Source organism: Acinetobacter sp. HA (genome assembly GCF_000264725.1).
Lineage (GTDB): Bacteria > Pseudomonadota > Gammaproteobacteria > Pseudomonadales > Moraxellaceae > Acinetobacter > Acinetobacter schindleri.
Window position 1 is genome coordinate 1 of the sequence record NZ_AJXD01000037.1, and the last position, 11,954, is coordinate 11,954.

The 11,954-nt window shown below is 44.1% G+C and carries 8 protein-coding genes and 3 pseudogenes; 6 read left to right on the forward strand and 5 right to left on the reverse strand.

Going from position 1 to position 11,954, the window contains the following annotated elements; all coding sequences use genetic code 11:
• Both estB and oxyR read left to right on the forward strand, forming a co-directional pair.
• Positions 1-262: pseudogene (gene estB, locus HADU_RS07980) on the forward strand (esterase EstB); the annotation flags it as partial.
• 12 nt (positions 263-274) lie between these two features.
• Entirely contained in the window at positions 275-1,174 is a 900-nt protein-coding gene (gene oxyR, locus HADU_RS07985) for a LysR family transcriptional regulator OxyR (protein ID WP_004810876.1), read from the forward strand.
• A 115-nt stretch (positions 1,175-1,289) separates the two neighbouring features.
• Here the strand turns inward: oxyR and ppk1 are convergent.
• Positions 1,290-3,370: pseudogene (gene ppk1, locus HADU_RS07990) on the reverse strand (polyphosphate kinase 1).
• A 128-nt stretch (positions 3,371-3,498) separates the two neighbouring features.
• Positions 3,499-4,173: a monofunctional biosynthetic peptidoglycan transglycosylase gene (mtgA, locus tag HADU_RS07995; protein ID WP_004810883.1), complete on the reverse strand. Its 675-nt coding sequence runs from the start codon at positions 4,171-4,173 to the stop codon at positions 3,499-3,501.
• Between the two features lie 77 nt (positions 4,174-4,250).
• Here mtgA and HADU_RS08000 point away from each other — a divergent pair, with 77 nt between their 5' ends.
• Positions 4,251-5,069 carry a rhomboid family intramembrane serine protease gene (locus HADU_RS08000; RefSeq protein WP_008305178.1) on the forward strand — a complete coding sequence of 273 codons (819 nt, stop codon included), beginning with the start codon at positions 4,251-4,253 and terminating at the stop codon, positions 5,067-5,069.
• Positions 5,070-5,087: 18 nt separating this feature from the next.
• Here HADU_RS08000 and HADU_RS08005 read toward each other — a convergent pair whose 3' ends face one another.
• Complete coding sequence (locus HADU_RS08005; protein ID WP_008305179.1) at positions 5,088-7,562, reverse strand: ABC transporter permease; 2,475 nt, start codon at positions 7,560-7,562, stop codon at positions 5,088-5,090.
• A 1-nt stretch (position 7,563) separates the two neighbouring features.
• Positions 7,564-8,289, reverse strand: a complete 726-nt coding sequence (locus HADU_RS08010; protein WP_034592562.1) for an ABC transporter ATP-binding protein — start codon at positions 8,287-8,289, stop codon at positions 7,564-7,566.
• A gap of 78 nt (positions 8,290-8,367) precedes the next feature.
• On the opposite strand from HADU_RS08010, the gene HADU_RS08015 reads away from it, so the two are divergent.
• A complete protein-coding gene (locus tag HADU_RS08015; RefSeq protein ID WP_372510645.1) occupies positions 8,368-8,934 on the forward strand; it encodes an arylesterase in 567 nt (188 codons plus the stop codon).
• A 35-nt stretch (positions 8,935-8,969) separates the two neighbouring features.
• Here the strand turns inward: HADU_RS08015 and HADU_RS08020 are convergent, their stop codons facing one another.
• Positions 8,970-9,584 carry a carbonic anhydrase gene (locus tag HADU_RS08020; protein WP_004810892.1) on the reverse strand — a complete coding sequence of 205 codons (615 nt, stop codon included), beginning with the start codon at positions 9,582-9,584 and terminating at the stop codon, positions 8,970-8,972.
• 306 nt (positions 9,585-9,890) lie between these two features.
• Between HADU_RS08020 and HADU_RS08025 the strand changes: the two are divergent.
• Both HADU_RS08025 and HADU_RS08030 read left to right on the forward strand, forming a co-directional pair.
• Positions 9,891-10,927 (forward strand): annotated as a pseudogene (locus HADU_RS08025) (alpha/beta fold hydrolase).
• A 14-nt stretch (positions 10,928-10,941) separates the two neighbouring features.
• Positions 10,942-11,949 (forward strand): hypothetical protein, encoded by a 1,008-nt coding sequence (locus HADU_RS08030; RefSeq protein ID WP_008305186.1) that lies wholly within the window; start codon positions 10,942-10,944, stop codon positions 11,947-11,949.
• Positions 11,950-11,954 lie beyond the last annotated feature (5 nt).

The window sequence follows — 11,954 nt, forward strand, 5'->3', positions numbered from 1 at the left end:
TTATTACCCAGCGGGTGTACTTCAACAGTTTTTAGCAATATTATGTACGGGCTCGTTGCTGCAACTGGATAAGCAAATCCGACAAGAGACGCTTGTAGTTCATGGTTCTCAAGATCGCTTGCTACCACCCAGCCATGGTAAGGCTGTTGCGAAAGCAATATCTGGTGCTAAATTTGAATTAATTGATGGAATGGGGCATGATATCCCACCGCATTTTATTCCATATCTTAGCGAATTATTTGCTGATCATTTTAAATCATAAAATTAGGACACTATGGCTGCATTACCATCCCTAAGACAGCTGTCATATCTCGTAACACTGTCTGAGACGCTGCATTTTACAGAAGCTGCTCGCCGTTCATTTGTGACCCAGTCCACCCTATCGGGCGGGATCATGGAGTTGGAGCGTTTACTCGGTGGCGTTCTTGTTGAACGTGATCGCCAGAATGTACGCTTGACTCCACTCGGAGAGCAAGTGGTTGCACGCGCTCGTGTTCTACTGGCTGATGCTCAGGACTTAATGCGTTTAAGTCGTGAGATGAGTGAACCTTTAACAGGTGATCTGCATTTAGGTGTGATTCCGACCATTGCGCCGTTCATTCTGTCGCAACTTCTTGATGAAGTGCATAAACAGTTGCCGAAAATTCAGCTGCATCTGCACGAAGCACAAAGTGAAAAAATTGTTGAAAAGCTGGAACATGGCAACCTGGATATGGTTGTACTGGCCCTGCCTTTTGATACACGCAGCCTGAAAGTTGCTGAAATTGTAAAAGAAGATCTGTATGTGGTTCACCACAAGTCAGATCAGAATGCAGCTCAGGCCACTTCATTAGAAGATCTGGATCTTTCTCGTTTGATGTTACTTGAAGAAGGCCACTGTCTACGTGATCATGCTTTAAGTGCTTGTCCAATTGGTGAGCGTAAGAATGATCATCGCCTGAAAGCAAGCTCATTGCCAACGCTGATCGAGATGGTATCTTCCGATCTTGGTTTTACCCTGTTGCCAGAAATTGCACTTCATACCAACATGATTAAAGCCAATCCTGAACTTCAGGTGAAAAAGATTGCTGCTGCACCAAGCCGTACCTTGGCATTGGTGACACGCAAGAGTACACCGCTACAAAGTGAATTCGATGTACTGCTACCTATCCTGCAAAAGATCGCGCAGCAATAATGATACTGCTATAGCGTAAAAAAGGAGCTCACACTGGCTCCTTTTTTGTTTTTAGAGACAGCATATTTATATAAAAAGAGACTGAAAATTCAGTCTCTTTTTAAAAGATTATGTCTTATTTAAAGGTTTCCAGTAACACGCGCTGTGCATTATGCGGCTGTTCACCTTGCGCAGGTTGTGCACGGATCCAGGTACCATCACTTTGCAGTAACCAGGATTGCTGATTATCTTTGAGATAGTTCAATAAGCCTTGCTGATAGATGCGTTTTTTCAATGCTTCATCTTCAATCGGGAAACAGGCTTCAACACGATTAAACAGGTTACGGTCCATCCAGTCTGCGCTTGAGCAATAAATGCGGGAATTGCCATTATTGCTAAAGTAATACACGCGAGTATGTTCCAGGAAACGTCCGACGATGGAACGAACGCGGATATTTTCCGACAAGCCCGGTAAACCAGGACGCAAACAGCAGATCGAACGGATAATCAGGTCAATCTGCACGCCTGCTTGCGATGCTTCATACAATTTATTAATGAGCTGTAGTTCTGTCAGCGCATTCACTTTGACAATGATCTGAGCCTTTTTGCCTTCTTTGGCATTGGCAATTTCATTGTCAATGTAATTCACCAGCTGGGTATGCAATGTAAATGGTGCATGTAACAGCTTTTTCAGCTTGGCCATTTTTCCCATACCGGTGAGTTCCTGGAAGATACGGTGTACATCTTCACACAGTTCTTTGTCTGTGGTTAACAGTCCATAATCAGTATAGATACGTGCATTACCCGCGTGATAGTTCCCGGTCCCCAAGTGTACATAGCGCACCAGCTTGTTATTTTCACGGCGTACCACCAGAATCATCTTGGCATGGGTCTTATAGCCAACAATGCCATAGACAACTACGGCCCCCGCTTCTTGCAGGACATTGGCTACAGCGATATTAGACTCTTCATCAAAACGCGCACGCAGTTCGATGACCGCAGTCACTTCCTTGCCATTCCGTGCTGCTTCAGCCAGTACCTGAACAATTTCCGAGTCCGCTCCACTACGGTATAAGGTCTGCTTGATCGCCAAGACTTGTGGATCACGCGCAGCCTCACGCAATAATGAAATTACGGGCGAGAATGATTCAAAGGGATGATGTAGCAGGATGTCCTGTTTCTGCATCGCGCTAAAGATATTTTCTGATTTCTTTAGTACTTTCGGTACGATTGGCGTGTGTGAATCATAACGTAAATGTGGACGTTTAAAATTCGATAACAGACGTGCCAGATTCACCGGTCCGGCAACCTTATATAGATGCTCTTCTTCTAGATCAAATTCATCCAGCAGGTATTCATAAATATGTTTTGGACAGTTTTCTGTAACTTCCAGACGTACTGCACGTCCAAAACGACGCGAGTTCAGCTCACCTTTTAAGGCAATCGCCAGATCTTCGACATCTTCGTTTAAAGCCAGATCAGCATTACGGGTTACTCGGAACTGGTAGCAACCTGTTGCAGTCATACCCGGGAACAGGTCAGAGACATGTTCATGTATAATTGCGGAAAGCATCACATGATGTTCCTTGCCACCCGTTAATTCATCCGGTAAACGTACCACACGTGGTAATGAACGTGGTGCAGGAACAACAGCCAGATCGATCTGACGGCCAAAAGCATCCTTCCCTTCCAGCGTCACAATAAAGTTCAGCGACTTATTCACCAAGCGCGGGAATGGATGGGCTGGATCCAGGCTGATCGGGGTTAAGACTGGTGCCACCTGTTCCTGAAAATATTTTTTATCCATTGTGACTGTGCTGGTGTCAGTTCACCGCGGCGCAGGAAACAGATATCTTCTTCACGCAGTTTAGGCAGAATTTCTTCATTCAGAATGCGGTACTGGCGTTCAATGGCAGCATGCGCAGTTCTGGAAATTTGATCCAGCACCTGCTTCGGCGTTAGCCCATCCGGACTACGACTTTCATTGCCCAGATCCAGCTGTTCCATCACGCCAGCCACACGAATTTCAAAGAACTCATCCAGATTACGCGAGAAAATCAGCAGAAAGTTCATGCGTTCAAGCAGTGGATGTAAAGGATCGACAGCCTGTTCCAAGACACGCAAATGGAAATCCAGAATAGACAATTCTCGGTTAATGTACCGGTCATTATAGGTATATTCAGTTTGTACCGAAGGGCTGTTGGCTGCCGTATTCATATTGAACCTTTAATCGTTTTAAAGCCTGAGTCAATAGTATCAGTATGCTTCAAATTTATGACAATTTCATAAAAAAAGCCCGAATTCTCGGGCTTTATGGCAATTTTTTTTATAACGATTTTTTACTGTCAGGGTAATTCTGCATAGCGCATATAACGTTGAATCATGCGTTTACGTGCTTTTAAAGCAGAAGCATTGCGATTTTCTTCAAAATATTTTGGATTGGTCAAAATTGCCGCCAAGAAAATTGCCTCTTCTCTGGTCAGACTTTCTGAAGTTTTACCAAAATAATGTTTGGCGGCCGCTTCCACCCCGTAAATATGATGACCAAACTCAATCGAGTTTAAATACACTTCAAGAATACGCTCTTTCGACCACATGCGTTCCATCATCCAGGTGGCAACCGCTTCCTGACCTTTACGCAGGAAAGAACGTTTGTTGAACAGGAACAGATTTTTTGCCAGCTGCTGGGAAATGGTAGATCCCCCCGCAACAACTTTACCCTGCTCTTTATTACGGCTTAAAGCTGTTTGAATCCCATCCCAGTCAAAACCATGATGATGCACAAATTTTCCATCTTCCGCAGTCACCACTGCTTTTTTCAGATTGGTACTGATCTCATCATAAGGACGCCATTGGTGTTGAATGGGCTTGGAGGGTTCAGTCCAATAATCGATCCGCATCATCATCGTGGTATTGACCGGATTAAAACGCCACCAGGCCAGGCTGGCAAAGATCCAGAGTTGAATACATAAAACCACACTGAACAGCAGCAAGAATATTCGGATTAGAAAAGCTTTCATGTCAGTGGGTTACTCCTGAAGTTGTTATTTTTTCGTGTTAAGCTTATTTGAAATATCTCATACAGCGCAAGAATAGCATGTCTGAATACGCACCTCCTTCCATTCACCGTAAACTGGATGTCCACACCTGGTGGTTTACTGCGGTATTGATTGCAGTGAATGTCGGATTGTTTGCCTGGCAGATTTTTTCTGGCACAGATGCCAGCCATCCAAGTACGCAAGATGCCATCCGCTGGGGTGCTGATTATGCACCTTTGACTTATCTGGCGGAACCCATTCGCATATTCAGCAGCATGTTTTTTCATTTTGGCCTGATTCACTTGATGTTAAACATGTGGGCGCTTTATATTTTTGGCAGCGTGGCAGAACAGCTATTTGGGCGCTGGTATTTTGTTGGCCTCTATCTTTGTGCTGGGCTGATGGGCAGTCTGTTCAGCGGTTATATAAATATTCAGGATAGTTATGCCTTAATTGAAGGTGGGGTCGCCAATCCGGGACTTTTACCAAGCGTAAGTGCTGGTGCATCGGGTGCTGTCATGGGCTTGGGCGGTGCACTGACAGTCTTGTCGATTCTGCCAGTTCTTCCACGTCAGCGCTTTATTTTAGATAAAAAAACCCTGCTGATGGTGATGGGGATTAACCTGTTTATGGGGTTTATGATTGCTGGCATTAACAATGCTGCACATATTGGTGGCATGATTATGGGCGCTGTGCTGGCTGTACTCTGGTATGCCGGGCAAAAGCTGCAACGCGCAGGTTTTATTCAATTCATCGCACTCATAGCTGCTTTAGCAGCCTGCTATGGGCTTTATCAATATAACTTGATCCTGATTGATCCTATTAAGCCACTCTGGCAGGAGATTCTGGAGATGATGCGTCAGCAGTTAAAACTGTAACTGACGCATCTTCAATTTTTATTGATTCAGTTCGCGCAGACTTTGCAGCGGTGGAATATCACTCAGATAACTCAGTCGATAACGACCAATCAGCGCACAGAGCAAAGTCATAAAGATCGGTAGAATCAGCCAGATTTCCCAGTGTGGCTGAATCGGTAATTCCATGCGGTAACTGGCGACGGCGCTAATCACTTCGGCAAACAGACAAGATACAATTCCGGCACATAGACCAATAAAACCAATTTCCAGACTAAGCATGGTTTTCAGTTTCTGTTTGGAACTTCCGAATGAGCGAAGTAAAGCCACTTCCCGCTTGCGTTCATCCATGAGCAGATTCAGACAGGCAATCAGAACCAGTATCCCTGCTACACTCACCAGTAAGGCCAGGATAGTCACGATCTGCACCAATACATTCACAATACGCTTGATCTCGTTCAGAATCAGGCTGACATCGATAAAGACCGTATTAGAAAACTGCTGGATCAGCTGAACCAGTTTTGGTCGTTCCTGTTCCGGCACATAGAAACTGCCCAGATAACTACCGGCATTGGCATCCATGGTATTCGGAGTAAAGATAAAGAAAAAATTCGGACTAAAGCTTTCCCACTCCACACTACGCAGATTCACCACTTTGGCTTCTAGTGGTCCCTCAGGTAAGCTAAACGTCAGCTTATCTCCAATCTTGATTCCCAGTTCTTCCGCAGTCGTGGCTTCAACTGAAACTTCTCCCGGCTGTTTCAATTGCGCTTCGCCACTTAAAATCACATTGTCTTGTGGATACTGATCGGTTTGGGTCAGGTTCAGTTCACGGCGTAGTGTATTACTCTTTTTGACTAAGTCTGCAGCGAATGGCTGATCATTTTTGGCAATCAGACGGCCACGAATATTCGGATATAGCGGCGTACTGTTCCAGCCATTTTGCTCTAACTCGGCCCTCAACTGTGGCATCTCAAAAGGCGGCAAGCCATAGACAAACTGGTTCGGTGTACCTTCTGGTAACTGCTGTTGCCAGCGTTCCAGCAGATCGGTACGCAATACGGCTAATACAGTAATCAGACTCAAGCCCAGTGCCAAAGCGGTGATCTGTAATGCAGTCTGATACGGTGTCCGTACATAAGCGGAAATCCGGGATTTTGTATTACGCAGGACTTTCAGCAATCCCCATACGGTGAGATACAGCACAGCGCAAAGCAGAATAATGGCACCAATTACCCAAGCCGTTAATACAATATTCTCGGTGAGCACCACACTGAAAATAATCAGGCTCAGTGTCCCACTCACCAGCATCCACAACATGGAATGTACGGATTTTTCTTCCTGACGGATGACCCGGATCGGTGCAGTATTGAGTAATTGCCACAAACTTGGTAGCACAAAACCAAGCAATACCACAGCACTGGTCAGCATCGCAATCGGCAATGGACCTGATAGCATTGCCATCGCCGAGAATTGCAGCTGCAGATGTGGAATCAGCTGTAACATGAGTTGCAGCAAAGCATAACCTAAACTGATGCCAACAATGGTGCCTATGAGCATCGCGATTGCCAGTACCAGTCCAAGTAATGCCAGATAAGCCGCCAGAATTTGCTGTTTCGTCGCGCCGATACAACGCATTAACGCAATATGATCCTGATTCTGCTGTACATAGCGCTGTGCGGTTAAGGCAATCGCGATACCACAAAGCAAGATGGTCAAAATATTTGCCAACTGCAAAAAGGTATCCAGATTAGCAATCGGCTTCATCAAACGGGTATTGCTTTCACTGGCATTTCTTAGACGCAGACTATTCTGCTCCTCAAACTGTTGTTCCTCAGCTTCTGTATCCACACCCGGTTTAACAATCTTCTTAAAGTCTTTTTGATAGGTTTGAATACTGTCCGGATCACCTGCCATGAGCAGGCGATAATCAATCCGGCTACCGACCTGAATCGCATTGGTTCGTGCCACATCTGCCTGAGAGATAATTACGGTCGGTGAGAAACCCGAGAAGCCTAATTCCTGATTAGAGTCATAGTCAATCACGGCAGTAATCTTGAATGAGGCATCGGCAATATTAACCTGATCCCCCACTTTAACTTTGAGCAGATCCATGGCACGCTGACTGAGCCAGATTTCACCCGGTTTTAATTGTTTAGCTTCAGGTTTGACTCTTAGCTCACCGCGTAAAGGAAAAGCAGTATCAATCGCTTTGACATTGACCATGACAAATTCGTCATTGGTATGTGCCATGCTGCCAAATACAGTCACTTCTGATTGCTGCAAACCCAGCTGATCAGCCTTTTCTCGCCAGGCATCTTCGATTGGCTCGTTATTACTGAGTAGCAGATCTCCAGCCAGCATTTCCGCAGCTTGCAATGCCACGGCATTCTGAATCTGCTCATTACTGAACTTAAGCGCTGTGGTCGCGCTAATTGCCAGGGTCAATGCAATAATCAGCAGATAAATGCCCGTAGTCTTAAAACTTTGAGTCAGTAAAGGACGGAAGAGGTTCATATCATCCTCCATTCACATGTTCAGTCAACTGACCATTGCTTAACTCAAAATGACGCTGGCATAGTTGTGCCAGTTTCTGGTCATGGGTCACGAGAATTAAAGTGGTACCCAATTCATGGTTTAACTGAAATAACAGCTGTTCAATTTCCTTGGCGGTCTCCCCATCCAGATTTCCAGTCGGTTCATCAGCAAAAATGATTTTTGGCTCACTCACCAAAGCACGGGCAATCGCAACACGTTGCTGTTCCCCGCCAGAAAGCACTTTAGGGGTTTGCTGGGCCTGACGGTCCAGCCCTACTCTTTGCAACAGATTCAACGCTTTTTGTTCAGCTGCGGCATAATTGAAGTTTGGCTGTAAACGTAAGGGCAACATCACATTTTCTAATGCAGTCAGATGTGGCAATAGCTGAAAAGACTGAAATACAAAACCAATATTTTCCAGTCTGACCTTGGCTCGCTGTTCTTCATTCATTTCAGTAATCGATTCACCACAGACCTGTAAATGACCTGAACTGGCCTGATCCAGGGTTGCCAGTATGCCCAGTAAGGTGGATTTTCCAGAGCCGGATCGTCCGGTAATCGCCACCTGCTCTCCAGCCAGAATCTCCAGATTGAGGTCCTCAAAAATCGTCAACTGTTTTTGTGATAGTTGTATCTTTTGTGTCAATTGTTGAGCAGAAATTATTGGCTGTGGCATGATGGTAGCTTTCTGGCGATCTTGAATCATACTTTTCCTATGCATCTGAATATTCAAATTCTAAAGTCTTATTTATTCCGCAGCTTAGCACTGTTTGGCCTGTGCCTGATGCCGGTGCTAGTTTCAGCAAAGACCATTATGATTCTGGGTGACAGCTTAAGTGCGGGTTATGGTATTCAACCTGAACAGGGTTGGGTCAATCTGTTGCAAAAACGTTTAAACCAACAGTATCCGAAACAGCATAAAGTGGTCAATGCAAGTGTGAGCGGTGAAACCACCAGCGGTGCACTGGCACGTCTGCCTAAACTGCTCCAGACCCACAAGCCACATATTGTCGTGATTGAACTGGGGGGCAATGATGGCCTACGTGGTCAGCCGCCACAGATGATTCAGAAAAATCTGGCAAATCTGGTTCAGCAAAGTCAAAAAGCCAAAGCAAAAGTCATTCTTTTTGGCATGAAAATGCCGCCAAATTATGGTCAAAGTTATACAAAAGCTTTTGAAAATAATTACAAGGTGGTGAGCCAACAATATAAAGTGAAATTGTTACCATTCTTTTTGAATGGGGTAGCAGGAAATAAAAACTTGATGCAACAGGATCTGGTACATCCAAATGCCAAGGCACAAAGCATCCTGTTAAATAATGCTTATCCATATATTAAAGGCGCCCTCTAAGTCGCCTTTAATATCATTCATTCTTAAAATTCAAATTAGAAATCAAAAAAGGTGACTTCACCAGTTTCCAGTGAGTATTCAGCACCCACCACCAGTAATTTGCCTTGTGCAATGAGATTTTCCAGTACTGCTGAACCATGACGTAACTGGTTCACGGAAGCAAATACATTCGAACGTACTGCATGCTTAGACAGTTTGTTCAGGTCATCCTTCAGTTCAGTCTGCATTAGAATTTCAACTGATGGACGTACACGGTTAACAATTGACATCAGATTTGCAGATGGCGGAGTTGCCGGATTGGTTAGTGCTTCAATCGTAGAATGAATTGCGCCACAATGGGTATGACCCAAAACAATGACTACAGGACAACCAAAGCTTTCTGCAGCAAACTCAACACTACCAACCTGAGACGGCGCGACAATATTCCCTGCTACGCGAATGACAAACAGATCACCCAGACCTTGGTCAAATACCATTTCTGCTGGCACACGTGAATCTGAACATCCTAAAACAATAGCAAATGGTTCCTGACTTTCTGCCATTTCAGCACGTTGCTGATGCGATAATAATTTTAAATGCTGCGTTTCACCGTTGACAAAGCGTTGGTTACCCTTTTTAAGACGTTCTATAGCTTCCTGAGCTGTGAGCATTCGTGTTTACCACCGTTGTTTTAAGTTGCAATATTTTAATCCTCTGATTTATGAATGTCACTTGCAAAAAATCAGCTTGTCTAAATTTCTATCAGTGGACCTGCATCACACTAATATTTCAATTTATGATCAGAGTTCACATGAAAACTGATTTTTTTCACTTATGTGAATAACTTATTGGTGACATTACTTCACAATTATTTACAATAGAAATAACTCTATAATTTTATCCGAACAAGGTGGATTTGCTTCAGGATAAAACTGTTTTGAACAGTACACTGGATGCAAGACAAGGAATGTGACGCCATGATAAGAAAATTAATAAAGCGCTCAAAATTACTCTGCGCCATGACCCTAATATTAGCCCCAAGCTTCAGCACACTAAGTCAGGCCCAAGTCAGTTTTCCTACGCGTGCTCAGCCAGGCAATAATATTCTTAGCCAGTATCTGGTTCAGGAACGGCTACAGGCGGGTCTGAAAAGCAAAACGCTGAAAGTCGGTCATATTTCCTGGAGCTATAACGAGGGCGGGAATGTCAATAAACCCTCTATTTTACTGATTCATGGTCTGGCGGGCACCAAAGACGACTGGAATCGTGTCGCACGATTTCTTACCCCTTATTATCATGTGATCGTTCCCGATTTACCCAATAATGGTGACACCCGTACACCCGCAGATTTTGATTTCTCAGTACCGAATGTAACCTCTCAACTGCGTATCTTTCTGGAAGCTTTGGATGTCGATGAGAATCTGCATGTTGCTGGACATTCTCTAGGGGGTCGATTGCCACAGTTTATGCTTCTCAATATCCTTTCGATACGCAAAGCCTATTCTTACTGAATAGTGCCGGAATCTATAAAAACGCCAATACGCGCTATACTCGTGATCCATATGCTTTAAAGAACCTGATTGTAAGCAAACCGGGAGATCTGGAAGATGTCAGTCATAAACTGATGCAGCATCCGCCTGCTCTCTCAGATCAGTTAAAACATGCCCAGGAAAAACTACTGATTTCCCGTTCCGAGCAGACCAGCAAAGCCATTGATCAAATTGTCATGCTGAGCCGGATCTACACCCCGGAAACATTTGCTCGTTTGACCCGTACTGTAGAAGCACCAACGTTGATTTTATGGGGTAAGCAGGATCGTATTATTAATGTTGAAGTGGCTAAAGAGCTGCACTCCCTATTTAAACGTGCCGAAACACCAGTGATTCTGAACAATGTTGGTCATATACCGATTCTTGAAGCAGAAAGACAGGTTGCACAGTATTATTTACCTTTTCTTGCAAAGACACAGACCCTAAAAAATCCACTTGCTGATAAACTCATCCCTTTAAATTAACTTTTAGAATCAATATGCAGAAACACCCGATGATTGAGCAATTGATCGAAGCTCAGCTTGACTTTCTAGATCAGTCATTTGCTCAATCTGAAACGATTCAAAATGAGTTTCAGACTTTTTATCTCTGGTTCCGCAAACAGACCCTGAAAGAACTGTGGAGTCCAATGCAAATTAACCTGCTATTGCAAAAACAAATATTAGGCACAGCAGCCAGCTCTTTTTTGATTGAACAAATTGCAGAACATATCCGTTTTGCTTTGGTCCATCCTGCAAATGACAACACCAAGATTGCCGATGTGATTCCTGTACTGACCATTGATAAGATTGCTCAGTATGTCGCAAGTAAAAGTGGTCATCGTCAGCGCATGATCAAGAAAGTAGTGAGTAATCCGGCCTTCTCTGCCATGATCAGCCAATTGATCCAACATTCAATTCAGGATTATCTGGACAACTCGGTGATTGCCAAGAGTGTACCGGGCGTTTCCCGCTTCATGAAAATGGGCAAGTCTGTACTGGAAAATGTCACTGATACCAGTCTGGACAATACCATTGCCAAATACTTGCAAAAGAATATTCTCAAGCTTGGCCAGTTGAGTGAAAATATCCTGAACCAGCATTTTGATGATGAAAAACTCTATCATTTTCAAGCGAATCTCTGGCATAAAATCAAAGACATGCCTCTGTCCGTATTAAAGAATTATATTGAAGTACAAGATCTGACCCAGACTGTGAATTTGGGCCATGAAATCTGGGATCACATGCGCCAGACCGATTATCTGCAACAGCAGATACAGGATGGCGTACATGCCTGGTATGTCCGTAATCAGGAGCACACTTTTGATCTGCTACTTCGTGATCTGAATATCGATGAGTCGCTGATTCAGCATGAACTGAATGCCTTGCTGACACCGATTATTCAGCAGATGATTTCACAAGGCTATTTACGTGAACGTGCACGCCAATATCTGGAACAGTTTTATTATTCCAAAAGTACACTGAATATCTTAAAGATTGAAGTATAAAAAAA

What these genes read in the sequence shown, in the direction of transcription:
- oxyR (WP_004810876.1), top strand. Translation starts at nt 275, where the DNA reads ATGGCTGCATTACCATCCCTAAGACAGCTGTCATATCTCGTAACACTG.
- HADU_RS08005 (WP_008305179.1), bottom strand. Translation starts at nt 7,562, where the DNA reads ATGAACCTCTTCCGTCCTTTACTGACTCAAAGTTTTAAGACTACGGGC.
- HADU_RS08010 (WP_034592562.1), bottom strand. Translation starts at nt 8,289, where the DNA reads ATGATTCAAGATCGCCAGAAAGCTACCATCATGCCACAGCCAATAATT.
- HADU_RS08000 (WP_008305178.1), top strand. Translation starts at nt 4,251, where the DNA reads ATGTCTGAATACGCACCTCCTTCCATTCACCGTAAACTGGATGTCCAC.
- HADU_RS08020 (WP_004810892.1), bottom strand. Translation starts at nt 9,584, where the DNA reads ATGCTCACAGCTCAGGAAGCTATAGAACGTCTTAAAAAGGGTAACCAA.
- HADU_RS08015 (WP_372510645.1), top strand. Translation starts at nt 8,368, where the DNA reads ATGCCGGTGCTAGTTTCAGCAAAGACCATTATGATTCTGGGTGACAGC.
- HADU_RS08030 (WP_008305186.1), top strand. Translation starts at nt 10,942, where the DNA reads ATGCAGAAACACCCGATGATTGAGCAATTGATCGAAGCTCAGCTTGAC.
- mtgA (WP_004810883.1), bottom strand. Translation starts at nt 4,173, where the DNA reads ATGAAAGCTTTTCTAATCCGAATATTCTTGCTGCTGTTCAGTGTGGTT.